At 64.5% G+C, this 25,182-nt stretch carries 22 protein-coding genes; 5 read left to right on the forward strand and 17 right to left on the reverse strand.

Going from position 1 to position 25,182, the window contains the following annotated elements:
- Positions 1–26: 26 nt before the first annotated feature.
- The 10 genes from DNA98_RS06325 to DNA98_RS06370 are packed head-to-tail and all read right to left on the reverse strand — an operon-like array spanning position 27 to position 10,569.
- The gene (locus DNA98_RS06325; RefSeq protein ID WP_110527804.1) at positions 27–1,019 is read right to left on the reverse strand and encodes an ABC transporter permease; all 993 of its coding nucleotides are present in this window, start codon (positions 1,017–1,019) and stop codon (positions 27–29) included.
- Positions 1,007–1,870, reverse strand: a complete 864-nt coding sequence (locus DNA98_RS06330; RefSeq protein WP_110527807.1) for an ABC transporter permease — start codon at positions 1,868–1,870, stop codon at positions 1,007–1,009. The genes DNA98_RS06325 and DNA98_RS06330 overlap by 13 nt, the downstream gene beginning before the upstream one ends.
- A gap of 6 nt (positions 1,871–1,876) precedes the next feature.
- Positions 1,877–2,860, reverse strand: coding sequence for an ABC transporter substrate-binding protein (locus DNA98_RS06335; protein WP_110527810.1), 984 nt, complete (start codon positions 2,858–2,860; stop codon positions 1,877–1,879).
- Between the two features lie 34 nt (positions 2,861–2,894).
- A complete protein-coding gene (locus tag DNA98_RS06340; RefSeq protein ID WP_110527813.1) occupies positions 2,895–3,698 on the reverse strand; it encodes an ABC transporter permease in 804 nt (267 codons plus the stop codon).
- A gap of 3 nt (positions 3,699–3,701) precedes the next feature.
- Positions 3,702–4,979: a cytosine deaminase gene (locus tag DNA98_RS06345; RefSeq protein ID WP_110527816.1), complete on the reverse strand. Its 1,278-nt coding sequence runs from the start codon at positions 4,977–4,979 to the stop codon at positions 3,702–3,704.
- An 11-nt stretch (positions 4,980–4,990) separates the two neighbouring features.
- Positions 4,991–5,806 carry an ABC transporter ATP-binding protein gene (locus DNA98_RS06350; RefSeq protein WP_233493110.1) on the reverse strand — a complete coding sequence of 272 codons (816 nt, stop codon included), beginning with the start codon at positions 5,804–5,806 and terminating at the stop codon, positions 4,991–4,993.
- A 7-nt stretch (positions 5,807–5,813) separates the two neighbouring features.
- Positions 5,814–7,193 (reverse strand): dihydropyrimidinase, encoded by a 1,380-nt coding sequence (hydA, locus tag DNA98_RS06355; RefSeq protein WP_110527822.1) that lies wholly within the window; start codon positions 7,191–7,193, stop codon positions 5,814–5,816.
- A 12-nt stretch (positions 7,194–7,205) separates the two neighbouring features.
- Positions 7,206–7,781, reverse strand: coding sequence for a Uma2 family endonuclease (locus tag DNA98_RS06360; RefSeq protein WP_110527825.1), 576 nt, complete (start codon positions 7,779–7,781; stop codon positions 7,206–7,208).
- A 9-nt stretch (positions 7,782–7,790) separates the two neighbouring features.
- The gene (gene preA, locus DNA98_RS06365) at positions 7,791–9,176 is read right to left on the reverse strand and encodes an NAD-dependent dihydropyrimidine dehydrogenase subunit PreA (protein WP_110527827.1); all 1,386 of its coding nucleotides are present in this window, start codon (positions 9,174–9,176) and stop codon (positions 7,791–7,793) included.
- A 55-nt stretch (positions 9,177–9,231) separates the two neighbouring features.
- The gene (locus DNA98_RS06370; RefSeq protein ID WP_174720017.1) at positions 9,232–10,569 is read right to left on the reverse strand and encodes an NAD(P)-dependent oxidoreductase; all 1,338 of its coding nucleotides are present in this window, start codon (positions 10,567–10,569) and stop codon (positions 9,232–9,234) included.
- 739 nt (positions 10,570–11,308) lie between these two features.
- Between DNA98_RS06370 and lon the strand changes: the two genes are divergently transcribed.
- Positions 11,309–13,690, forward strand: a complete 2,382-nt coding sequence (lon, locus tag DNA98_RS06375; RefSeq protein ID WP_110527830.1) for an endopeptidase La — start codon at positions 11,309–11,311, stop codon at positions 13,688–13,690.
- A gap of 136 nt (positions 13,691–13,826) precedes the next feature.
- On the opposite strand, the gene DNA98_RS06380 is transcribed toward lon, so the two are convergent.
- From DNA98_RS06380 to DNA98_RS06400, 5 genes are all read right to left on the reverse strand, one after another.
- Entirely contained in the window at positions 13,827–14,036 is a 210-nt protein-coding gene (locus DNA98_RS06380; RefSeq protein WP_110527833.1) for a heavy-metal-associated domain-containing protein, read from the reverse strand.
- A 39-nt stretch (positions 14,037–14,075) separates the two neighbouring features.
- Positions 14,076–14,528 carry a DUF1999 domain-containing protein gene (locus DNA98_RS06385; RefSeq protein WP_110527836.1) on the reverse strand — a complete coding sequence of 151 codons (453 nt, stop codon included), beginning with the start codon at positions 14,526–14,528 and terminating at the stop codon, positions 14,076–14,078.
- Between the two features lie 9 nt (positions 14,529–14,537).
- Entirely contained in the window at positions 14,538–15,944 is a 1,407-nt protein-coding gene (locus tag DNA98_RS06390; RefSeq protein ID WP_110527839.1) for a VWA domain-containing protein, read from the reverse strand.
- Between the two features lie 14 nt (positions 15,945–15,958).
- Entirely contained in the window at positions 15,959–17,392 is a 1,434-nt protein-coding gene (locus DNA98_RS06395; RefSeq protein WP_110527843.1) for a hypothetical protein, read from the reverse strand.
- Between the two features lie 66 nt (positions 17,393–17,458).
- On the reverse strand, positions 17,459–19,435 hold the full coding sequence (locus DNA98_RS06400; protein ID WP_110527846.1) for a translation factor GTPase family protein: 1,977 nt from the start codon (positions 19,433–19,435) through the stop codon (positions 17,459–17,461).
- A 131-nt stretch (positions 19,436–19,566) separates the two neighbouring features.
- Here DNA98_RS06400 and DNA98_RS06405 point away from each other — a divergent pair, with 131 nt between their 5' ends.
- Both DNA98_RS06405 and DNA98_RS06410 read left to right on the forward strand, forming a co-directional pair.
- Positions 19,567–20,286, forward strand: coding sequence for a DUF2461 domain-containing protein (locus tag DNA98_RS06405; protein ID WP_110527848.1), 720 nt, complete (start codon positions 19,567–19,569; stop codon positions 20,284–20,286).
- 82 nt (positions 20,287–20,368) lie between these two features.
- Positions 20,369–20,755: a Mov34/MPN/PAD-1 family protein gene (locus tag DNA98_RS06410; protein WP_110527851.1), complete on the forward strand. Its 387-nt coding sequence runs from the start codon at positions 20,369–20,371 to the stop codon at positions 20,753–20,755.
- Between the two features lie 278 nt (positions 20,756–21,033).
- Here DNA98_RS06410 and DNA98_RS06415 read toward each other — a convergent pair whose 3' ends face one another.
- Together DNA98_RS06415 and coaE are read right to left on the reverse strand one after the other, a co-directional pair.
- Positions 21,034–21,828 (reverse strand): helical backbone metal receptor, encoded by a 795-nt coding sequence (locus tag DNA98_RS06415; protein WP_110527854.1) that lies wholly within the window; start codon positions 21,826–21,828, stop codon positions 21,034–21,036.
- 33 nt (positions 21,829–21,861) lie between these two features.
- Entirely contained in the window at positions 21,862–22,485 is a 624-nt protein-coding gene (gene coaE, locus DNA98_RS06420; RefSeq protein ID WP_110527856.1) for a dephospho-CoA kinase, read from the reverse strand.
- Between coaE and DNA98_RS06425 the strand changes: the two genes are divergently transcribed.
- Both DNA98_RS06425 and DNA98_RS06430 read left to right on the forward strand, forming a co-directional pair.
- Positions 22,459–23,757, forward strand: a complete 1,299-nt coding sequence (locus DNA98_RS06425; protein WP_165363979.1) for a CCA tRNA nucleotidyltransferase — start codon at positions 22,459–22,461, stop codon at positions 23,755–23,757. The genes coaE and DNA98_RS06425 overlap by 27 nt on opposite strands.
- Positions 23,758–23,864: 107 nt before the next feature.
- Complete coding sequence (locus tag DNA98_RS06430; RefSeq protein WP_110527859.1) at positions 23,865–25,154, forward strand: sorbosone dehydrogenase family protein; 1,290 nt, start codon at positions 23,865–23,867, stop codon at positions 25,152–25,154.
- Positions 25,155–25,182: the final 28 nt, after the last annotated feature.

Genomic DNA, 25,182 nt, shown 5'->3' on the forward strand with positions numbered 1-25,182 from the left:
CCCAGCTAGCCTGAGTCTTCCGAGTTTCACCCCTCCCTGAACGAGACGTGCCAAGCGGTGAGCCGGCGCTCGAGCCAGGCCACCAGGCCGTACCAGGCGATGCCGATGACCGAGGCCACGATGATGGCCGACCACACGATGTCGAAGCCGAAGCGCCCGGCCTCGATCTGGATGCGGAAGCCCAGCCCCTGCCCCCCCGCGCCGAAGAACTCGCCCACGATGGAGCCGATCATGGCCAGGGTGGTGCCCAGCTTGAGGGCGTTGAAGACGAAGGGCAGGGCGTTGGGGATGCGCAAGAAGCGGTACTGCTGGGCCTCGCCCGCCGCGTAGGAGCGCATGAGCTCGAGGGAAAGCGGGCTGACCTCGGTGAGGCCGCGGAAGGTATTGACCACGACAGGAAAGAACACCGTGATGGCGACGATGGCGGCCTTGGAGGGCCACTCCAGCCCCATCATCTTCACCAGCACCGGGGCCAGCGCCACGATGGGAATGCTCGAGAAAGCGGTGGCGTAGGGCAAGAAGCCGCGCTCGAGGAAGACGAAGCGACTCACCAGCAGCGCGGTCGCCACACCCAAGCCGCAGCCGACGAGGTAGCCGGTGAAGGCCTCGAGCACTACCGTCTGGTAGGCGTCTTGCAACAGCACGTCGCGCGTGGCCCACAGCGTGGCCAAGACCCGCGTGGGGGTGGGGATCAGGCCCGCGGGCACCTGGTAGGCTCGCAGCAGGGCCTCGACCGTCAAGAGCACCAGGGCCAGGGTGAGCCCAGCCGGGATGAAGCCGACGAGCGGACCGGTGTGGACGGCGGCGAGGAAGTTGGCCACCCGGGCCACCCCGTAAGCCGCCGCCGCGAAACCCGCCAGGATCAGCCATTTCTGGCCCGCCCCCGCGAGGTCGCTGCGGTTCCACCAGCTCCAGATGAACAAGGCCAGCAGGGCAAAGCCCAGCCCCACCGCCGCGACACCGAGCCAGGGCAGGGGGCGGGCCGCGGGCGAGGGGCGCCTCACCTTCAGCGCTTCCATGGCGTCACCACCCGCTCGAGCCACCCCACCAGCGCCACCAACAGAATGCCCAGCGCCGCCGAGGCGATCATGATGACCCAGGTCGCCACCACGTCAGAAGCACGGGAGTTCTCCGCGAGCATCTTGCCGATGCCCTGAAAGCTGATGGTGGAAATCTCCGCCACGATGGCCCCGATCAAAGCGGCGGCCATGGCCACCTTGAAGGCGGTGAAGAGGTAGGGAATGGAAGCCGGAAAACGCAACTTGAGGTAGGTCTGCCAGCCACTGGCGTTGTAGGTCTTCATCAGGTCGAGCGAGAGGGGGTCGGGGCTCTTGAGGCCCTTGGCCACGCCAATGGTGATGGGGAAAAAGGCGATGTAGGCGGCGATGATGGCCTTGGGGATCCAGCCCTGCACCCCATACTGGCCCAACAGCACCACCAGCATGGGCGCAATGGCGATGATGGGCACGGTCTGTGAGGCCACGATCCAGGGCAAGAGCGAGCGCTCGAAGGCCCTCGAGGCCACGAGCCCGATGGCGAAGAAAAAGCCCACCGCCGCCGCCAGCAAGAGACCCACCAGGGTCTCGAGCGTGGTCACCGCCGCGTTGAGGGGAATGGCGTTGGGCGAATTGAGCGGGAAGAGCAGGTTGGCAAAGCCCTTCCATAGCTGCTGCGGCGAGGGCAGCACGGGGCTGCGCAGTTGGGTAGCGCACTCCAGGGCTGAGCCGCACGGCAGCGCCGCGCCGCTGTCGAGCGCCCGCTGGGCCACTGGGAGGTTAGCGACGAGCATCAGCGGGTAGTACAGCGCCGCGATGACCAGGGCCACCACCAGCATGGGAACGAGGTTGGGCGAGCGCAGACGGGCGAGCATAGGGTTTTATTTCACCCCGCTCGGGATGGCGTTGACGAAGCCGGCGAGGGAGGCGCTGCTGAGCAGGCCGGCGGCCTGGAGTTGCTGGGCCATCTTCTGCAGCTTGGCGGTGTTGACGTAGCCGAGCCCGTTCTTCTGGGTGTCGGGCGTGACCATGATCTTACTGATCTGCTCGAGGCCTGCGAGCTCGAAGGGGATGTCGAGGTTGGGGTTGTACTTGGCGAGAATTTTGCCAGCCTCCTCAGGGTTGTCCAGCGCGTAGCGGAAGCCCTTGTAGCGGGCCTGCACGAACTTCCTGACCTCGCCCGGGTACTTCTTGAGCACGTCCTCGGTGGTGAAGAGCACGTTCTCCGGCCAGTCCACGCCGAAGTCCTTGTAGCTGTAGACGTAGTACTTCTCCTTCGCCTGTTTCTCGGCCACCATGACCTCGTTGTAGATCATGGCCGAGGCGAAGGGGTACTGCTTGGCGAGCCAGCCACCCAACGTGGCGGGGTCACCCTGCTGGTTGACGACTTGAATCTGCTTCTCCCAGCCCTTGCCCAACACGGCCTTGATGGGCTTGTCGTAGCCGATCCAGGTCGCAAAGGTGCCCTTGATGTCGGCGGGCTTGGCGATGGGCTGCCAGGAGAGGATACGCATGGCCGATTCCTGGAAGTCGGCGGCCACGATCACCAAGGGCAGCTTCTGCTTCTGACGGGCCTCGAGCAGGTTGTAGGGGTAGTCGATGCCCAGCACCAGCTTGCCCGCTTTGGCCTCGGCCATCACCCGGTCGATGGGCGAGAGCCCGGGGCCGCCCGACACCACCGTCACGTCCAGGCCCGCCTCCTTGTAGAAGCCCTTGTCCACGGCCACAGGGTCGCCGATGGACTCGGCGTGGATGAACCACGACTCGATGATGGTGGCCTTGGTCAGGTTGCCCTGGGCCGTGCCCCAAAGCCCCCCCGCCAGTAGCCCCGATGCCAGCACCGCGAATGCCGCCGTCTTCCTCATGCCGACCTCCTCCTGAATAAGCCCATAAGCCGCTTCAACCCTTCCGGGTCATTTCGAGGTGCCATCCCACGAAGCGCCGCTCGAGCGCCGTGAGCACCCCCAGCAAGAGCCAGCCCACCACCGTGCAGAACACCGCCGCCAGGAAGACCCGCGCCGTGTTGCCCACGTAGCGCGAGTCGAGGATCATGAACCCCAAACCCTGAAAAGCCCCGAACAGCTCGCCCACGATGGCCCCGTTCACCGCCGCCATGGCCGCCCCCTTGAGGCTGGTGAAGATGATGGGCAGCGCGAAGGGCAGCTTCAGGTAGCGCACCCGCTGCACGAAGCTCGCGCTGTAGGAGGTGAGCAGCTCCTCCTTGGTCGCGTCGGTGGAGACCATCCCCTTGTGCACGAAGTAGACCAAGGCGAAGAAGGCGTACAGCGCCGCGATCACCACCTTCGAGCCGATGCCGTTGACCCCCAGCCACACCACCACCAGGCTCGCCAACGCCACGAAGGGGATGGAGTTGAGCGTGGAGACGGCGCGGAAGATGAAGTCCTCGAGCCACTCCGGCAGCACGATCAAGAGCAGCGCGGCCAAGTGCGCGACCAAAGCACCCAGCAGGAAGCCCAGCACGATCTCCTGGGCGGTGATCCAGGCATGCCCCAGCACCAGGGCGGGGGTCTTGAGGAACTCCTCGAGGATGCGCGAGGGAGCGGGCAGGAGGAAGGGCGAGTTGTACAGCCGCGCCCCTACTTCCCACAGGCTCAGGGCCACCACGGCGAACACCAGCCAGCGCACGCCCTCGTTCTTCCACAGAGGGGGAGCGTTGCGGGGGGGATGTACGACCCTGGCCATGCCTCACCTCAGGAACCGGACCGCCTCGCCCTGCACGTAGGAAACCTCGGGCCGGGTCTCAGCTACGATCTTGCCGCGCTTGAGCACATAGCGGCGCATGGGCAGGGTGCGGATGGCGTCGTCCTCGGTAGGCACCGGCCAGACCACCAGGTCGGCGGGGTTACCCACCGCGACGGCGTGCCCCTCCAGGCCCTCCCCGCCCCGCACCAGCCGGCCCTGCCAGATGGCGGCGGGACGAGAGGTAAGCATGGGAAAGAGCTGCGCCCGATCTTCTTGGCCGGACATCAACCCCAGGTGCAGCAGCACGAAGGCGGTGTGCAGGGGGTCGCCCTTGCCCATGGGGTACCAGGGGTCCATCACCGAGTCGTGCCCGGCGGCCACGTTGACCCCCGCCGCCAGCAGCTCCTTGACCCGCGTGAGGCCGCGCCGGATGGGGTAGTGATCGAATCTCCCCTGCAGCACGGCGTTGTCGGGCGGGTTACAGATGACGTGCAGCCCGGCCCGCCGCACGTTGCCGATGATCTTGTCGGCGTAGGCGTTGTTGTAGGAGTGCATGGCGGTGGTGTGCGAGGCCGCCACCCGGCCCGACAGCCTCAGGCGCAGCGTCTCGGCGGCCATGGTCTCGAGGAAGCGGGAGTGGTCGTCGTCGGTCTCGTCGCAGTGGATGTCCACGGGCAAGCCGGTCTCGTGGGCCAGGGAGAGCGCGAACTTCACGTTCTGCACGCCGTACTCGCGGGTGATCTCGTAGTGTGGGATCCCCCCGATCACATCGGCGCCGAGCTCGACGGCTTTTCTGACCAGCTCATCGCCCCCTTCGAAGGAGAACATGCCTTGCTGCGGAAAGGCCACGATCTGGATGTCGATGAGTTCCCCCACCTCGGCCTTGATCTCGAGCAGGGCCTTGAGCGCGGTGAGGCTGGGGTCGCATACGTCGACGTGGGTGCGGATGTGGGTGACGCCGTGGGCCACGAACCACGGCAGGGCCTTGAGCACCCGCGCGCGCACGTCCTCGCGGCTGAGTCGCCCCACCCGCTCCGCCCAGATGGCGATGCCCTCCCACAGCGAGCCCGAGCGGTTGGGCCGGGGGTCGCCCTCGGTGAGGATGGCGTCGAGGTGGATGTGGATCTCATAGAAGCTGGGGCTCACCAGGTTGCCCTCCGCCGAGATCTCCTCGCCTCCGCGCAGCCCCGGTTCGATGGCGGCGATGCGCCCACCCTCGAGGCCGATGTCCACCCGCCCCTCACGACCGGTGAGGCGTGCGTCCTTGATAACCAGCTCCATAGGTTTCGTCTCTACTCCTGCACCTCGAAGCCGTGCCCTTTGCGCAAGGCCTCGCGCACCTGGGTGGCGATCTCGAAGAAGCGGGTGGTCTCGCGGGTCTCGAAGCTGCGCGGTTGGGGCAGGTCCACCGGGATCACGGTCTCGATCTTGCCGGGGCGCGGGGTCATGACCACGATGCGCGTGGAGAGGAAGACCGCCTCGGGGATGGAGTGGGTGACGAAGATGACGGTCTTGCCGGTCTCGCGCCACAGCCGCAAAAGCTCGAGGTTGAGGTTCTCCCGCGTGATCTCGTCGAGGGCGCCGAAGGGCTCGTCCATGAACAAAAGCTGCGGGTCAAAGGCCAGCGCGCGGGCGATGGAAACCCGCTGCTGCATCCCGCCCGAGAGCTGCCAGGGGTAGTGGCGGGCGAACTTCTCCAGCCCCACCAGCGCCAGCATCCGCTCGGCGCGGGGTTTGTGCTCGGCCTTGGGCACACCCATCACCTCCAGCGGCAGCATCACGTTCTGCAGCACGGTGCGCCACTCCATGAGGGTGGGGGCTTGGAAAACGTAGCCGTAGGCTCGGGCTTTGCGCGCCTCCTCCGGGGTTTTGCCGCCGATGCGGATGCTGCCGGAGGTAGGCTGGATGAGGTCGGCCAGAAGCCGAAGGAGGGTGGTCTTGCCACAGCCGGAGGGCCCGATGAGCGAGATGAACTCGCCCTGGGCGACCTCGAGGCTCGCGTTTTGCAAGGCCACGGTGCCGGTGGGGAACACCATCGAGACCTCCTTCACCGACACCAGGCTGGCGGCGCTGGGGGTTGGGTGGGGGGTGGGCTGGGATTGGGTCACAGGCACCTCAGAAGTACATCGGCTCGCGCCGCAACAGCTTGCCGCGCCCCTTCTCGCCCACGAACTGGCCGTCGCGCACCTGCACCTTGCCCCGCACGGTCACCACGCTGGGCCGCCCGTCGATCTCGAAGCCCTCGAAGCCGTTGTAATCGTTGTTGACATGCTGGGTCTGGGCCGAGATGACCCCCCGGTAGTGGGGATCGTAGACCACCAGGTCGGCGTCTGCGCCCACGGCAATCGTGCCCTTGCGCGGGAAGAGCCCGAAGAGCTTGGCGGCCTTGGTGCTGGCGGCGTCCACGAAGCGGTGGAGGTCGAGGTGGCCCCGGCTCACCCCGTAGGTGTAGAGCAGGTTCACCCGGTCCTCGATGGCCGGGATGCCGTTGGGGATCTTGGTGAAGTCCCCCTCGCCCAGCCGCTTCTGTTCGGTGTCGAAGGGGCAGTGGTCGGTGCCCACGGTATCGATGAAACCCTGGGCCAAGGCGTCCCACAAGGCCTTCTGGTTGCGCTTGTCGCGCAGGGGTGGCGACATGATGAACTTCATGGCCTCTACCCCGCCCCGCTCGGCATAGGTCTTGTCGAGCAAAAAGTGGGGGATCACGCTCTCGATGTAGATGGGCACGCCGCGCGCCTTGGCGGCCATGGCCGCGTCCAGGGCGGGCTTGCAGGAGAGGTGCACCACGTAGCCGGTGGCGCCGGTGGTCTCGAGGAAGGTCGCGAAGCGGCTGGTCCCCTCGGCCTCCACCGCCTCCGGGCGGCTGGGCTCGTGCCACTCGGGGCCGGTCTTGCCCTCGGCCAGCAGGCTCTGCTGCAAGCGCCCTACCAGCTCGGCGTTCTCGCAGTGCGCCGTGACGATGACGCCCAGCTCCTTAGCCAGCTTCATGGTCTGGTACATCTCCCCGTCGTCCACGCCGAAGAAGTTCTTGTACGACAGGAAGATCTTGAAGCTGGTGATCCCGTCTTTGACGATCTCGCGCAGCTCGCCTTCGGTCTTGTCGTCGAACTTGGTCACCGCCATGTGGAAGGTGTAGTCGCAAGCGCTGTTCCCCTCGGCCTTGCTCTTCCACAGGTGGTAGCCCTCGAGCGCATCGTCGCCCCGGTTAGGGCAGCACATCTCGATGTAGGTGGTCGTACCCCCGATGAGCGCGGCGATGCTGCCGGTTTCGTGGGTGTCCTTGGCAAAAGTGGCCATGAAGGGCAGGTAGATGTGCACGTGGGGGTCGATAAAGCCGGGAAAGACGTACTTGCCCGTCGCGTCGATGACCTCGGTGCCAGGGGGGGCCTCGAGGTTTTGCCCGATGCGGGTGATGGTTTCATCTTCGACGTAGATATCGGCCTTGTAGCGCGAATCCGCGGTGACGATCTCGCCGTTTTTGATCAGGAGTCCCATATCCACCTCGCTCTACTCGAAAACACCACGGTAAATCTGCGGCAACGTGAGGCTACCGCCTAAGCAGGGCAAGGGAATCTCGCCGTCTCCGGTCAGGTCCCGCTCCTGCCAACGCCCCTCGGAATCCCGCCAGCAGTGCCGGACGAAGAGGCTGTCCTGGTCAACCATCAGGTAGGTACGCAGGCTGGGGATGCGGGTGTACTCGAGCCGTTTCTCCCGCAGGTCGATGCTCAGGGTCGAAGGGGAAAGCACCTCGACCAGGATGCAGGGCTCGGTTTCGTAGTATTCGTTGGGCAGGGGTTTGTCGCATACCACCATCACGTCCGGGTAGTAGAAGGCCTGTTCGGTGTCGTAGCCCCCCTCCTTGCCCACCCGAAGTTTCATGCCTTCCAGGTAAACCCGGCACGACCGGTCCTGGGCCATCTGCCAGCACAGGGCATGGATGTTCCCCGCGATGCGGTTGTGGCGGCTGCTCCCACCCGCCATCGCGTACACCTGGCCCCCCACATACTCTCGGCGTACGGGGGAGGACGGTTCGCTGCTGAGGTATTCCGCGACGCTCATGGGCTTGAGAACGGGCTTGATCATGACCCAAGTCTAGTGGATCTCAATCCCCACCTCTTTGCGGTAGCGCTCCATGGCCTCCCAGTCGGTGCCCACCTCGGGCCGCTCGCGGGTGAGCTGGTCCCAGGTGATGCTCGCGCGCCCCGAAGGCAGCTCGACCATCTCGATGCAGCCCTCCACCGGGCAGACGTTGTGACACAGCCGACAGCCCACGCAGTCCTCTTCGCGCACCACCGGTTGCGGGCGGGTGGAGATGGCCTCGTGCTTGCCGTTCGAGCGCACGTCATAGCGGTAAGGCGGCACCACCTTCCCGCTCGAGTCCACCAGGTCGATGCACTGGTGGGCGGTGTCGTTGCAGGCCACGTAGCAGAGGTTGCACTTGATGCACTTGTCGGGATCGATGCGGGCGACGGCGCGGAAGGAAAGGTCGAAGTCCTTGAAGTCGGAGATGCGCCAGAGGCTCTTGCCCACCACCTCGTCCACCGTCTTGAAGCCCTTGGCGTCCATCCAGGCCGAAAGCCCGTCGCACAGATCCTCGATGATGCGGTAGCCGTAGTGCATGACCGCGGTGCAGACTTGCAGGCTGCTGGCCCCTAACAGTAGAAACTCCGCCGCGTCACGCCAGGTGGAGATGCCGCCCATGCCGCTGATGGGGATGCCGCTCTGGGCTACTTCGGGCGTGGTGGCTACTTGCGAGAGCAGATGCAGGGCGATGGGCTTGACCGCCGGCCCGGCGTAGCCCCCGTGCCCGCCCTTGCCGCCGATATTGGGGGTGATCTCGAGCGTGTCCAGATCCACCCCGATGATCGAGTTGATGGTGTTGATCAGGCTGATGGCCTGGGCCCCTCCGGCCACGGCGGCCTTGGCCGGGTAGGAGATGTTGGTGATGTTAGGGGTGAGCTTGACGATGACCGGGATTTTCGCCACCGAGGTCACCCAACTCGTGATCTGCTCGCAGTACTCGGGCACCTGGCCCACCGCGCTGCCCATGCCGCGCTCGCTCATGCCGTGGGGGCAGCCGTAGTTGAGCTCGATGCCGTCGGCGCCGGTGTCCTCGATCCGCATCACGATCTCGCGCCAGGCCTCGGGCGTGGATTCGACCATGGCCGAGACGATCACCGCGCGGTCGGGCCAGTGGCGCTTGACGTCGCGGATCTCCCGCAGGTTGACCTCTAAAGGACGGTCGGAGATCAGCTCGACGTTGTTGATGGCCAGCATCTTCTGGGAGCCGTAGTGCCAGGCTCCATAGCGGTTGGACACGTTGAGCACGGGAGCCCCGATGGTCTTCCACACCGCCCCGCCCCAGCCCGCCTCGAAGGCCTTGTGGATCTGGGCCCCCGAGTTGGTCGGCGGGGCCGAGGCCAGCCAGAAGGGATTGGGGGACTTGATGCCCGCGAAATGGATGCGAAGGTCAGCCATAGGTGCTCCTTTCGGTCGCGTCTTAGGTCCTACGTCGTACGCCTCGTGCCTGTCGCTAGTCGTCCGCCGCCGCGCGGAGCGGCAGCAGCTTGCGGTGGATGGCGAAGGCCGCCAGCTTACCGTCCTCCACGGCCATCACCGTCGAGGCCGAGCCCTTCGCCCGCACGCAGTCACCGCCCGCGTACACGCCGGGGAGGCTGGTCTCGAGGTCGTCATTCACCTTGATGTAGCCCCGCTCGGTCGCCAGCCCCAGCATCTGGGCCAGGGTGGGCTTCTCCTGCCCGATGGCCTTGACCACCTGGTCGCAGGGCAGCACGAACTCCGAACCGGGTACGGGCACCGGTGCAGGACGACCCGAGGCGTCGGGCGCGCCCAGTTCCATCCGCACGCACTCGAGCCCCCTCACCTTCCCACCCTCCACCATCACCCGCACCGGCTGGGTGAGGAAGCGGAACTCGATGCCCTCCTTCTTGGCGAACTCGTACTCGTGGGGGTAAGCGGTCATCTCGGCGTCGGTGCGGCGGTAGACCATGGTCACGCGAAGGGCGCCCAGCCGCTTGGCGATGGTGGCACAGTCGATGGCGGTGTTGCCCGCGCCGATGACCACCACCTCCCGGCCTATCTCGAGGCCCTGGGGGTCCAGCTTGCTTTGCTCGATGTAGCTGAGGCCATCGAGGATGTGCTCCTCCCCGGGGATGCCCATAGCGGGGACCGCCCCCAGGCCCACGCCCAGGAAGACGGCGTCGTACTCCCGGCGAAGCTCCTCGAAGGAGAGGTTCTTCCCCAGCTCCATCCCGGTCCTTACCTCCACCCCCAACCGCCTGACCATCTCCACCTCGGCCAGCGCGACCTCCACCGGCTCGCGCAGCCGGATGATGCCGTAGGTGCTAAGACCCCCAGGCAGTTCGCGTTTTTCAAATACCGTGACGCTGTGGCCCAGCTTGGCCAGCTCGCCTGCACAGGTCAGCCCGGCGGGCCCCGCCCCGATCACCGCCACCTTCTTGCCGGTAGGGGGGCCGGGCTTGAACACGTCGATGCCCCGTTCGTAGACGTAGTCGGTGGCGTAGCGCTGCAAGCGCCCGATCATGATGGGCCGCTCCTCGGCATTCAGCACACAGGCGCCCTCACACAGCTCCTGCACCGGGCAGACCCGGGCGCAGGTGGCCCCCATCAGGTTGGCCTCGAGGATGGTGCGGGCCGCGCCCACCACGTTCCCGCTGGCAATCTTCTTGATGAACTTGGGGATGTCGATGTGGGTGGGGCAGGCGTGGGTACAGGGCGCGTCGTAGCAGTAGAGGCAGCGGTTGGCTTCCACGGCTGCCTCGTGGTCGGTGAGCGGCGGGTAGTACTCCGCCAACACCTCCTCGGGCCGAATGATCGAACGATGGTCCACGGTGGGCCTCCTTAAGAGCAGACTGTGCGACTACGCCCTATAGCGTAGTTCCCCCCTCGAGCCCGTATCAACGGACACAGTGTCCAAAAACGCTTTCCACTTATCCATACTCCCAAAAGCAAACCTTTTCAAGGGACAACGGCCTCGAATGCGAAGGTTCGAGCCCTCACGGGAGCCGACTTAACCCTTGTGGCTGGTTTGGTCTGGGGCTTAGGGGTGGCCCAGGATGACCTCGAGCCTGCGCTGGCAGCCCAGCGTTGATATATTATGCAAATTTACGGTAATTAATTCAATACCCCGAGGCGGGGTTGCTGATGCAAAATATTCTTTAATACACACAAGGAGCTCATATGATACGCTTCTGGCGGACAGGGAAAGCGTTGCAAGATCATACTGTTACGCCGGTAACTTGACGCTCGCCGGTCGCAAGGCGCGGTGGCGCATCTGAAAAGCCGGCCAATGGGGTTGCCGCTACCTAGCGGGCAAAAGCCCCTTGTTTCCGCGCCAAAAGTCCTACAATACGGATATGAACAAGCTCCGCTCGAGGCATCGAGGGCGCCAAAGATGAGATGGGCCAATGTTGAGTGAAGTGTGCTCAACTGATTTGAAGTGTGATGTGTAACCCTATATCTATATATCCGGGCAGTACAATTCGCTTACATCGTCGGCGAGCCGCCGCGCCCGACGATTCCGCACCCACCTTCGGGCCGGAAGCCTCGGCGGACAACGGAGGAGAAGAATGCGTTTAGAACTGCCGGTCATACCGTTGCGAAACACCGTCATCCTACCTCACATCACCACTGCGGTAGATGTGGGTCGCGCCAAGTCCAAACGCGCGGTCGAGGAGGCTACGGGTGCCGACCGGCTACTGTTTTTGGTGGCCCAGCGTGACCCTGAAGTGGATGATCCCACCGCCGATGACCTCTTTACCTGGGGGGTAATGGCGGTAGTCAAACAGGCTATGCGCCTGCCCGATGGAACCTTGCAGGTGATGGTTGAGGCCAAAAACCGGGTTGAATTGCTGGACTACGTGGCTGGGCCATACCTGCGAGCCCGGGGCGAGGTCCATATCGAGGCCCCCATAGAAAACACCTCTACCGCTCGGGTACTGGTGGATGAACTCAAGGACGCCTTCGAACGCTACGTCTCAGGGCATAAATCGCTCCGGCTGGACCGCTATCAGATCGACGCCCTCAAAGCCACCTCGGATCCGGCGGTGCTGGCCGATACCATCACTTACTACGCCACCTGGACGGTGGCAGAAAAGCAGGACGTCCTCGAGATCCTTGACCTCGAGGAGCGCCTAAAGAAAGTGCTCTCGATGCTCCTGCGCGACCTCGAGCGCTTCGACATGGACAAGCGTGTAGCTGCCCGGGTCAAGGAGCAGATGGACCAGAACCAGCGCGAGTACTATCTGCGCGAGCAGATGAAGGCCATCCAGAAGGAGCTGGGTGGCGAGGATGGGCTGAGCGATCTCGAGAATCTGCGGGAGAAGATCGAGCAGGCGGGAATGCCCGAAGCGGTTAAAAGCAAAGCCCTCAAGGAGCTGGACCGGCTCGAGCGGATGCAGCAGGGCAGCCCTGAGGCCACCGTGGCCCGCACCTACTTAGACTGGCTGGTCGAAGTTCCCTGGAACAAAGCCGACGACGAGGTGCTGGATATCGGTCATACCCGGGCTATCCTCGACGAGGACCACTATGGGCTCAGGGACGTCAAGGAGCGCATCCTGGAGTACTTGGCGGTGCGCCAGATGACCCAGGGGCTCGACGTGCGCAACAAAGCCCCCACCCTGGTCTTGGTTGGGCCGCCCGGGGTGGGTAAGACCTCGCTGGGGCGCAGCATCGCCCGGAGCATGAACCGCAAGTTCCACCGCATCTCCCTGGGCGGTGTGCGCGACGAGGCCGAGATTCGCGGCCACCGTCGGACCTACATCGGCGCGCTACCCGGCAAGATCATCCAGGCCATGAAGCAAGTCGGGGTAATCAACCCGGTGATCCTCCTCGACGAGATCGACAAGATGAGCGCCGACTGGCGCGGCGACCCCGCCAGCGCCATGCTCGAAGTGCTGGACCCCGAGCAAAACAACACCTTCACCGACCACTACCTGGATGTGCCCTACGACCTCTCCCGGGTTTTCTTCATCACCACCGCCAATACGCTCCAGAGCATCCCCCGGCCCCTTCTGGACCGCATGGAAGTCATCGAGATCCCCGGCTACACCAACCTCGAAAAGGCGAGGATCGCCCGCGGCTACCTGTGGCCCAAGCAGGTCAGGGAAGCCGGGATGGAGGGCAAGCTAGAAGTCACCGATGCGGCCATCAACCGGGTAGTGGATGAGTACACCCGCGAGGCCGGGGTGCGCAACCTCGAGCGTGAACTCGGCAAAATCGCCCGCAAGGCCACGAAGAACTACCTGGAAAACAAATGGGAGGGCCTCAAGACGGTAGACGCTCCGGAGGTTCCCAGCTACCTGGGCGTGCCCAAGTTCCGCCCCGACCGCGCCGAGAAGGTGGCCCAAATCGGAACCGCCCAGGGCTTGGCCTGGACCCCTGTAGGCGGCTCGCTCTTGACCATCGAGGCCGCCGTCGTCCCCGGGAGCGGCAAGGTGAACCTCACCGGCAGCCTGGGGGATGTGATGAAGGAATCGGCCCAGGCCGCCCTCACCTACCTGCGGGCCCACGCCCAGGAGTGGGGACTCCCCGAGGACTTCCATACCAAGTATGACCTGCACGTCCACGTGCCGGAGGGGGCCACGCCCAAAGACGGTCCCAGCGCGGGCATCACCATAGCCACGGCCATTGCCAGCGCCATCACTCGCCGCCCGGCCCGCATGGACATCGCCATGACCGGGGAGATCACCATCCGGGGTAAGGTGCTCCCCATCGGGGGGGTCAAGGAAAAACTCTTGGCGGCTCACCAGGCGGGGATTTACAACATCATCTTGCCCAAAGATAACCAGCCCTATCTCCAGGAAATCCCTGAGGAAGTGCTGAAGGGGCTCGAGGTCACCTTGGTAGAGGACGTGAGCGAGGTGCTCAAGATCATGTTGGCCGCCGAACCGGTACCCGCCCCCACCCCCACTCCGCCTGCCGATCGCCCGCAGCCCGGGGCCGGAGCCTAATATCCATAGCCAAGGGACGCCCGGCTGGGCGTCCCTTGGTGAACGCCTCGGATAGGGGCGTGCAGCAAAGCGTATTCTCCTGGCAGAGTCCGAAGCTGGATAAAGCGTCTCCTGCGCCCAGAGCGGTGGAGGGCGATTATAGCATCCCGGCCAAGAACCCCTGCTCGCGCACGGTGCGGATCAGGTCCATCACGGTGAGCCGGTGGGCGTCGTATTCCACCTCGATTTGGCCAAGGCTGGTGGCGACGGCTTTGCCTACGCCCTCGAGCTTGCTCAGGGCAAGGACGATCCTTTCCATTTGTTCTTTCTGCTCTACCCCGCGAACACCGATCAGCACCCGGTTCATCCCGATACCACCTCGCGCCCAAAGCTTTACCAACAGCGCCTATTCTAAGACACCCCGCACCTCTTGACGCTGCCCTCGGCTCCCCAGTACCCGTACCGCCAGGACCTTCGGCCCCAACACGAAGGAGTGAGCCTCGAGGGCCGACTTTAGCTCGCCGTGTGCGGGGTCTAGGTGCAGCGCCACCTCGTAGACCCCGGCGTCGTAGGCCGACTTGATCACCGCCCCCAGAAGACCCTGGTAGACCTCCTGGGCATCGGCCAGGATGCGGGTCAGAAGCACCGTCACCTGGTCTCCTTGCCACAGGGCTTGCCCCAGAGCAAATCCCACGATTCGCCCCTGCTCCAGCGCCACAAACGAATGTCCGCTTCGGCTAAAAAACCGCAAGGCGGCGGGGGTACAGCGGTACATATGGGGGGGTTGCTCGCCTAGTGTAGCCCTTTCGTAGGCCTCGAGCCCGGCGAAGTCAGCTTCGGTAAAGTCGCGGAAAACCATAACCCCATGCTAAACGCTAACCGTTGGCAAACGGGCAGACGTCGCCCTCGAACCACGCTGGAACCACAAGTATTCGGCGGCCAGAAGAAGGGCCGCCAGTAGGGCCAACCAGGGGCTCAGCTCGAGCACAAAACTCGGCGGGAGGGAACGGCTTGGAGCGGGGCGGGGGAGCAAGGTCTCCTGTGAGCGCAGCAGGCCTTGGCGGGCTTCGCCGCGTGGAGCGATCAGGTTGTATAGCAGCACCGGGAAGGCCGGTAGGTCGCGCAGGGCGGCAATGGGGGGTAGGTAAACTCCGTTCGGGTTGTACCAGCCCAGGATTTCCCCGTTTTCCCCGATGAGCAAAGGCCGCCAGCCCTGCGGAGCCTGGGGGGGAACCGGAAGCCGAAAGCCCACCAACTCCACCCCCCTCAGGTAAGGCAGGGTGCGCTCGAGGTCCAGCACGGTAGCCTCCGCCTGGGCCTGGCGGGCGAAGTACACGGTGAAGGTAGGGGGCGTCTCCTTAGGGGTGCCGATTTCGAAGCGAAGCTCGGGATTGGCCGGTGCCCTCACCGTACCGAGCAGGGCCAGCAGGCGCTCGAGGGCCGGGGCCGCTTCCGAGAGGGCCACCCGTACCGCCCGGCGGTTGAAGGAGGCCTGGTTGTCGAGGGTAAGGGCGTCGTTGGCGGAAACTTGAGCCTGGACGCTGAGGGAAGGCGGCTCGAGCGTAGCGTACCCCCCGGCGGGAATCTTGAGCGCGTATGGCCGTCCGTTCACCACCACCTGGCCCTCCCACGGCCCTGGCCCGCTGTTGGCGAAGGCCACAAAGCCCGGCCCGATGGCGGTGATACCGACGTTCTGACCGTTTCCCCCTACGTTCAGGTAGCCTTCCGCCCCCGGGTCGGGGCTATCCGAGGCCACCAGGACCGGCGCCCCGGGCAAAAGTCGGCGGCCCAGGGCGATCGCCGCCGGAAGATCGGCCTCTGGGTCGCCAGGGGCAATCTTCGCCAGCGCATCCAAGAGGGTGCGCCCCGGGGCTGGGCCGAAGGCTTGAGGGCGTTCCCCAGCCCGGATCAGGAGGGCCCGCGGGCTCGAGGCCAGCCGCGTGCGCAGTTGCCGCTTGGCACTTTCCAAGCGGCTTGGGGCGAGGTCGGTGGCGGCCATCGAGGCGGAGGCATCGAGCACGATCACCAGCGGTCCGGGCCGCTCGAGCCGAAGTTGAGGGCGCGCCAGGGCCAGCACCATACAACTCGCAGCAAACAGCAAAAGCCATAGGCGCAGGTCCAGCTGACGGCGGGATCGGCCCTGACGCCTGGCTTTCTGCCATAGCCACAGCCCCGCTACCTTGCGCTCGGGTGGGCGGCGGCGGCGGTAGAGCCAGTACACCAACCCCAGTACCACCGGCAGGGCCAACAAAACGAGGGGGGACAAGAAAGCCATCTACCTGGTGGGGTTCACCATCTGACGTTGGACAACGAGCGGCTGATGAGGGTGTTGCCCTCTACGGTGGCGTAGTTGATTCCATCGCCGAAGCGCTTGAGCACGCTTACCATGAAGTCTCCCATCCGCCTGCTCAGTTCGCGGGTGCGGCGGGCCTGGTTGGCGCTCCCGGCGGGCAGAAGGGTGCTCTGCAGCAGGCTCTCGATGCTGGGGATCTGGGCAGCGGCATCGCTAAAACCGTAGCTGACCGCGCGCGCAGGGATGGCCTGACGGGACTGCTGGAAGCGAGGGTTTTCCTTCCAGGCGGGGTTGCTCAAGCCCTCGAGGGCAGCCTTGCTGGTGGCCAGGATCAACCGGTCGGCATCGAAGCGGTAGTACAAGCGCCCCAGCAGACCGACCTCTACCGCTTTGAAATCGCCCTCCTTGCCCACCACCTTAAACCCGCCCTTGCCCTCGGGGGTGGCGAAGGCGGCGAAGTTTTGTAGTAAGCCCAGCAAGTTCGCCTCGGCCGTGGGAGGGTCCAGCACCTCTACAAACAGCAGCATATCCCCCAACTGGGCCAGAGCATCGCTGCGAACGCCTTGTTGGCCGGTAGGGGCGTTGAAGGTCACCTGGGCTACCCGCTTGCCAAAGGCGGAAAGGTCGAGGTTGAGGCTCGAGTTCAGGTCGCGGGATAGCGCGTTCAAATAGCGGCCCAAGGCCGGGATGTCCACCACGCCGGTGCTAGCGGCAACGCCTTGGGGGAAGTCGCCCAGCTCCCAGGGCTGATCCTTGGGTAAGGCGATGGCGGTGAGCTGGGGATCTACCCCGGGGACGAACTCCAAGCGGGTTTCCTGGCTTATGCCTTGGGGGGTTAGCTTCAGCGAGAAGGTGAATCGCTTCACCGCCGAGAGGGTGAGACCTATGCGGGGGGGGAGCTCGAGCTGGTTGGCGAAGCCCTTGGGCAGCTCCGCCCAAAACGCGAGATCCCCGCCTACCGGGGCCTTGAGCCCGCGCTGGTTGCGGATAAAGCGCTCAAAGGCAGCGGACGAGGCCACGAGGGCCAGGTCTCTGCTCAAGCCGGTCACCATCCCATCTTGGGTATCTACCTGCCACCCACCGCGGTTTTGGGGCTTGCGCAATCCCTTGCGCAGGCTTTGTAGAGCTTGAGGGGTGGGCTTGGCGATGACGAAAAAGTCTCCACTGGGATAAAAAGCTGCCGCAGCACCGCGGCTCAAGAGCCCCAGCAATTCGGGGTCGACGGCTTCTTCGCGCATCGCGCGGCGCAACTCGGCCTCGAGCCCGCTCTTGGCCCAGTCCTGGGCGATCCCGCGCAGGCGGGGGTGTTGGGAGAGGTCGCCGAGGGTAAACCCAGCAACGGCCCCCGGAGGGACCAAACTCACCAGGTTTTGGCCGAGGGCCGGGGAAATCAACAGCGCGAGAACGAGCCCAATGCGGAGTAGATTCATGACCTCCTCAGTGTACCTGGCGGCCTGCACGCTGTGGGTGATGGGCGAGCGGGGGTTGCGGTGACTTCAAGCCGTCTGCTGCCGCTGGGCGATGACCTTTTGGGCCAGGTGGGGTGGAACCTCGGCATAGTGAGAGAACTCCAGGCTATACGCCCCGGTGCCCTGGGTCATGCCGGATAACACCCGGCTGTACTCGAGCAGTTCCGCCAACGGAACCTCTGCTTGTACCACCGTTAGCGCCCCGTCTTGATCCATCCCCAGTACCCGGCCCCGGCGGCCTTGGAGGTCTGAGATCACATCCCCTACCCGGTCTTGGGTCACAAACACCTTGAGGTTGTACACCGGCTCCAACAGCACCGGTTGGGCTTGGGGAGCGACGTTTTTGAACGCCAACGACCCGGCGGTTTGGAAGGCCATGTCCGAGGAGTCCACGTCGTGATAGGAGCCGTGGTAGACGATGGCCTTGAAACCGATCACCGGGAACCCGGCCAGCACCCCCTGCTTGGCGGCCTCGCGGATGCCCGCCTCGATGGCCTCTTGGTATTTGGTGGGGATCACCCCGCCGGTGATCCGCCACTCGAAGGCGTACTCGGGGGCGGGCTCGAGCCGCAACCAGACATCGCCGTACTGCCCGTGGCCTCCGGTTTGTTTCTTGTGTTTACCTTGGCCCTCGGCCACCTTGCGGATGGTCTCGCGGTAGGGGATCTTGGGCAGCTTGAGCTGGACCTTCACCCCGTAGTCGGCCAGGCGTTCCCTGGCGGTCTCGAGGTGCAGGTCGCCGTGACCCCACAAGAGCATCTCGCCGGTTTCCGGGTTGCGCTCGACCTTGAGGCTAGGGTCTTCCTCCAGGAGCTTGTGCAAAGCCTCTCCCAGCTTGGCTTCGTCGCCCTTGTTTTCCAAATACAGGGCCATCATCACGTTGGGGTCAGGGAGCCGGGCGAAGGGAACCTCGTCTGACTCCGGGCGGTTCCCGCTCCAGAGGATCATCCCCCGATGCAAAGACTCGGCCTTAGGGATAGCCAGGATGGTCCCGGCGGGGGCCTCGGGGAGTTCCACCAGGTCCTTGCCTTTGGCGGTGTAGAGGTGGCCCAGCTTGACGGCCCCGCCCTCCGATTGCAAGGTGTCCCCAGGCTTTAGGGTTCCCCGGTAGATCCGCACAAACGCCACATGGCCGATGAAGGGATCCACCTGTACCTTGAAGACCTTGCCCAGGCAAGGACCCTCTCCGAAGCGCTCGCCAGGAGAAGGCAGGGCTTCCAGAAACAGCTGCAAGAGCAAGTCCAGCCCGATCATGGCTCCAGAAGAGCCGATGGCCACCGGGTACACCAGCCCCTTGCGCACCGCCTCGTGGAAAGCCTGGGAAAGCCCCTCCTCGTCTACCTCTTCGCCGCCTAGGTATTTTTCCAATAACCCCTCGTCGGTCTCGATGATGGCCTCGCGGGCTTCGTTGCGGTATTTCTCGATCCCCGCTTTTTGATCTTCGGGGACCGGGATCTCCTCGGGCTTGCCGCCGGTGTAGCGGTAAGCCCTCCCGCGCAGCACATCCACCAGCCCCACCCACTTTCCTCCTTCATAGATCGGCAGGTGCGCCGGGAGGATATGCCCCAAGGTGGAGCGCAAGTCCTCGAGCAGGGCGAAGAAATCCCCCCCTTTCTCAAGCTTTGTCACCACCACCATGCGGGCTAGCCCGAGCCGTTCGGCTACCGTCCAGGCCCGCTCGGTGCCAATTTGCACTCCAGATTCTGCCGAGACCGCCACCACCGCGGCGTCCGCGGCCTCTAGCGCACCGCGGATCTCCCCCACGAAATCGGCATAACCCGGAGCGTCCAGCAGATAAATTTTGTGCCCCTGGTACTCCAGGGGCAGCACACCGGTGCGCACCGATACCCCGTGGGTTTTTTCCTCCGGGGTATAGTCCGAGGTGGTGCTGCCCTCTTCGACCTTGCCCATGCGGTCCTTACCCCCGGTGTAGACCAACAAGGCTTCACCGAGGGTAGTTTTACCGCTGCCGCTATGCCCGACTAGGGCTAGGGTGCGCATCATGCTTAGACCTCCTTTGTGGGTACAGTATAGCCCACAACACCGGGAGCATCAGTCCCTATCCGGGAAGGGTGCCGGTCCTCGCTGGGAGCCTACCCCTGATCCGGCGGAGCTAGGGGGAGTAAGATTACGCTATGAAAAGAACGGCGGCCAGCGGTTCCGCAACTACCTATTTCACCCCGGAGCTTTTTCGCTTCCTCCTCGAGCTGCGCTACAACAACCATCGCGCTTGGTTTCAAGCCAACAAACCCCGCTACGAGGAGCACGTCCGGCAGCCTTTTCTTCGCTTTATCGAGGACTTCGCCCCCTGTTTGAAGCGCATCAACCCAGCCTTTACCGCCGAGGCCAGGAGCCTTTTTCGCATCCATCGCGATACCCGCTTCAGCTACGACAAAACTCCCTACAAAACCCACGCCGCAGCCCAGTTTCGCCATATCCTAGGCCGGGACGTTCACGCGCCGGGGTTTTACTTGCACCTCGAGCCCGATAACTGCTTCATCGCCGGGGGGATCTGGCTACCCGAGCCCGAGCCCACCTTGCGCATTCGCCAGGCGATCGCCCGCTGGGACCCCCGCTGGATGGCCTTCAAACAGGAAGGCCCGCCGCTGTTCCAAGAAGACAAGCTCAAGCGCGCCCCCAAGGGCTTTGATCCCCATCATCCGCTGATCGAGGAGCTCAAGCTCAAGAGCTTCATCGCCGGGGTAGCGTTCCGCGAGGAGGAGGTCTGCTCGCCGAATTTTCTAGACCAAGTCGGCCAGGCTTGCCAGCGCCTCAACCCGTTGGTGGACTTCTTGTGCGACGTGCTCAAGCTCCCCACCGCCGAAGCGATCGAAGCCCCCCGAGGAATGTCTTAGGGAGGGTTGATCCACCGCGTTGGGCGTACGGCGCGGGACATCAGGGCAGGAACTTGGCGTTGGGCGGCGTAAACTAAACCCAATGCTCTGCATCCCCAAAGACCTCTTGGCGTCCACCTGGCGACACCTTCGGGCGGAGTTCCCCCGCGAGGGGGTAGGGCTTTGGGCGGGCCGTCTGGGTTTGGTCACGCGGGTTATTCCGTTGCCGAATGTGGATCCCAAGCCTCACCAAGGCTACGAGGCCGATCCGGCAACACTGTTGCGGACGCTCCAAGGGCTCGAGGCAGCAGGTCTGGAGCTTCTGGCCATCTACCACTCACACCCCACCGGCCCAGCCCGCCCCAGCCTCACCGATACAGCGAAAGCCTACTGGCGGGTTCCCTACGTAATCTTCGCCCTCGAGTCAAGCGAGGTGCGGGCGTATCGCTTGCCGGAAGAGGAAGAAGTGAGGGTGGAAGTTGAGGACTGAGGCAACCCTCACGGCGTAGGCCGAACGCAAGACGCGACTTAGGTCATACGTCGTACGTCATACGCAATACGCAAAACGCCAGACGCTAAACGCGGGGGAAAAAAGGTAGATTCCCTATCGGGACGGAGCAAGCTCCGTGCACCCGGAGGTAGATTCCCTTCGGGACCGGCGGAGCCGGTACACCTAGAGGTAGATTCCCTTTGGGACGGGCTACGCCCGTACACCTAGAGGACGATCCTCTTTTGTGACGTTTGACGTGGGATGGCTATACCGGAGCGCTAGATTTCCAGCCGCTCGATCTGGCGCTCGAGGGCTTCTAGGTAGTCAAAAAACCTTGGTCCGTAGTGCGCCAACTGATCCCCCTCGGTCATGACGAGCGGAACCTCCCACCCTCGCTCGCGCATCAGCGCTTCGACCCGCTCCTTGGCCCGGCTGCGCCCCGGCTTGGGCTCGTAGATTATCAGCTGCGGGTGTAGAGGGGGTACCTCTTCCAGATCCGGGGTGAAGTAGCTCGAGGGGTGTTGGGCGTACACGTTGACCAGGCCCAGGTGCCGCAGTGCCTCATTGACGTAGCTTCCCCGCCCCACCGTGACCGGCCCTCCCAGGTCAAACTCGAGGTAGACCCTCAAGGGGGGCAAAAGCCCATAAAGCCGCTGGTAGCGCTCGGCGAGCCGTGCCGACAGGCTCGAGGCCCGCTCCCCTACCCCCAGCAGATCCCCCAGCAGGATCAGGTTCTCGAGGATTCCGTAAGGGCTCTGCGGCAGCGGTACCGGGAAAACCGGAACCCCCGAGCGGTGCAGTTCGTGGAGCAAATCCCGCTGGACTCCGGTGCTGATGAGGACTAAGTCGGGTTGTAGATCGCGCAACAACTCCCAGCGGACTCGGGTATAGCTCGAGACCACCGGCAGCGCCAGGGTCTCGGCGGGGCGGTAGCAGAAGGCGCTGCGACCCACCACCCGCTCCCCTAACCCCAGGGCAAACAGGGCGTCGGTGGCGTTGGGGGCTAGCGAGACGATGCGGCGGGGCTCATCGGGCAGCTCGAGGGGGCCGAGCCAGTCATGTACGAGCTTCATGTGCGTCTACCGTCCGATGTCGAGGGCCAAAAGTCAAGAGGGAGCCCACCCTTTGCGGTGGAGGCTTTCGTACCAGTTTCTTACGCGCTCGCGCAAGGTTTGTAAATCGGCGTCATTCCAAATTACCCAGGTGGCGCGACGGATCTTCTCCTCCTGGGGAAGCTGGTTGGCGTCTCGGGCCCGCACCTCTTCGGGGCTCAGGCCGCTGCGGGCCATGACCCGCCGCAGGCGAAGTTCGTAAGGGGCCGCTACCACCAATACCCCAGCGAAATCCCCCGCTCGCCCGGTCTCAAAAAGCAGGGGTATGTCGTGAACCACCACCCAGTTCCCCGCTTCCAGGGCTTGTTGGGTCTCCTCGGCCATGCGGCGGCGCACGTAAGGGTGGACCAGGGCCTCGAGCCTGCCCTTGGCCTCCGGGTCGGCGAAGACCCTCTGGCCAAGCCTGCGGCGGTCTAGAAATCCCTCCGCACAAGCCTCGGGAAACGCCGCGCAAATCTCCCCCTTCAGCGCTTCGGCAGCCTCTCGGGCGTAGAGGTCGGCATCGAGCACCGTCGCACCCAGTTCGCGCAGCAGGGCCGACACCGTGCTCTTCCCGCTACCGATGCTGCCGGTGAGGCCGATAATGAGAGGATGCTGGTGGCTATCCGCAGGGTTCATCTGCCTCCCGTTCCCTTTCCCGCTCAAGGATACCTTGTCGGCGGGGCGGTGCGGGATCTGTTGCTGGGAAAGCGACCCAAAGACCTCGATTTCGCGGTGCCGGAGCCGGAACAAGCCGCCCGGGATCTGGCCCAGCAGCTCCACGGCAACGTCTTTCCGCTGGATGAAGGGCGCGGGCTGTGGCGGGTCGTCGCCCAGGGCCAGACCTACGACTATGCCCCCATATCCCGCGGGCTCGAGGTGGACCTGCTCCGCCGGGACTTTACCCTCAACGCGCTGGCGGTGAACGAACAGGGCTTGGTGCTGGGGCTACCCATAGCCCGGTACGACCTCGAGCACCGCCTGCTGCGGGCTGTGCGCAAGGCCAACCTGTGGGAGGATCCGCTCCGCTCGCTGCGGGCAGTGCGCCTTTCGCTTACGGCTGGCCTGCGGCTCGAGCCTCAGAGCGAGGGGTGGATCCGCCAACACGCCCGGTATCTCAAGGAGAGCGGCCAGCTCCCAACTTGGGAGCGGGTAGGCGAAGAGCTAAACCAAATCCTTCAACATCCTGCTGCAGCGGTGGGGTTTCTCCGCCTCGAGCGGGTGGGGTTGCTGGAGGTGTATCTGCCCGAGCTGGCTCTAGGCAGCGGGGTAGAGCAGCGCGGAGCCCATCACCTGGACGTATGGCGGCACTCGCTGGAGGTGCTGGCCCAGCTGATCTTGTTGCAGCCCCAGGCCGACCTTGCGTTGCGCTGGGCCGCCCTGCTGCACGATGTCGCCAAGCCACAGACCCGTCAGTGGAACCCTGCTAAGGGGCGCTACACCTTTTACGGTCACGACGTGCTAGGGGCCGAGCAAGCCCGGCAGATCCTGAACCGGCTGCGCCAGCCCAGCGAGCGAGCTAGCGAGGTCGCCCGGCTGGTCAGCCTGCATATGCAACACCCTCCGCAGGGAGAGCGCGAACTGCGCCGCTTCCTCCATCGCCGCCGCAAGGCCCTACCCGAGTTGATCTGGCTACAGATGGCGGATATGGCCGCGATCTTAGGCTACCGGGAGCGGGTGGGGCAACTCGCGGAGCGGCTCCAGGCTATCCAGTCCCTCGCCGAAAGCGCTCCTTCCTCCAAAGCGCTCCTGGACGGGCGGGAGGTGATGCGGCTGCTCGGGCTCGAGCCTGGCCCCAAGGTGGGCCAGGCCATCGCGGCTTTGCTCGAAGCCCAAGCCATAGGCGAGGTACAAAGCCGCGCCGAGGCCGCATCGTTTTTGCGCGATGCTTTCGCTGAGGATAGGGGCTGAATGTCTTATCTGCGCAAGTTTGAAGCGTACAGCGTGGGGTGGAATGCTAAAATTTTTAATCTTCCGCTCCTTGAGCCGGGGGGCACTTCGCGGTAAAAGGGATTCATATGGGAAACCGATTCCGCCGGGCCAACCTAAGCAGCCTGTTGACCGTTTTATTGCTAGCTTGCACTTCCAGTGCCCAACCGATCCCACAAGGGCCGCCCGATGAGGCCTCGAGGCGGATCAGCTTGCCCAAAGGCTTCCAGATCCGCATCTTCGCCGACAAACTAGCCGGCACCCCCCGCTTCATGGCGGTGGGACCGGACGGGAACCTTTACCTCTCGCTGATGTCGGGGGGTAAGGTGGCCCGCCTACCCGACGCCGACAAAGACGGCAAGGCCGACAAGGTGGAGAACCTGCCCTTCGACTTCAACCAGCCGCACGGGCTCGAGTTCCGCCGGGAGGGCGACGACTGGTGGCTTTACGTGGCCCAGGTGGACAAGGTCGAGCGGCTCAAGTTCAACCCCGGAGGGAGCTTCACCAACCGCCAAAAGCTGCTAGACCTGCCGATGCCCGCCGGCCACAGCAGCCGCACCGTGCACTTCGGGCCCGACGGCATGATGTACGTGGCGCTGGGCTCGGTGACCAACAAGGGTGACGAGCCCGACCCTCGCTTTGCCGCCATCCTGCGCTACAAGGTCGAGCCCAATGGCCGCGTAAGCATCCCCGCCGATAACCCCTTCGCCGCCGACCCCAACCCCGCCCGGCGCCCGATCTGGGCTGAGGGGCTGCGCAACAGCGTGGACTTTCTTTGGACCCCCGAAGGAAAGCTCTGGGCCAGTACCCACGGCAGCGATAACGTCAGGCTCCACCCCGGCGACCCGCCCGATAACCAGCCCTACGAGGAGATGATCAACCAGATCGAGCGGGGAAAGCACTACGGCTGGCCTTACTGCATCGCCTCGGTGCTGGGGGCCAATCTGCCCCCGCAGAAACCGGAGATCCCTGACCCCACCACCCAGGCCAGCAACCCGCAGAACTTCGACTGTACGAAAGCCATACCGGCCCTCTTCACCCTCCCCGCCCATAGCGCCCCGCTGGGGATGGAATGGGGAGGGAAGTTTACCAACTTTCCCAAGGAATACCAAAACGGCGTCTTTATCGCCCTCTCCGGCTCCTGGAACACCGACCTCCCGGCCAACTACCGCGACTGTAAAATCGAGCGGATCATCGTCGAGAATGGCCTGCCGGTGCGCTCGGAGACCTTTGCCAACGGCTGGCGGCAGAGCGGCCAAAAGTGTGGCAATGCCTGGGGCCGCCCCACCGACCTCGTAGCCGCCCCCGACGGCAGCATGTTCGTCTCCGACGGGCACGGGGGGCGGGTCTACCGCATCGTCTACACCGGGAATCCATAGGCGAAACCGGCGTCTCTTAAGGCCCCCA

The sequence above is a fragment of the Meiothermus sp. Pnk-1 genome (genome assembly GCF_003226535.1).
Taxonomy (GTDB): Bacteria; Deinococcota; Deinococci; order Deinococcales; family Thermaceae; genus Allomeiothermus.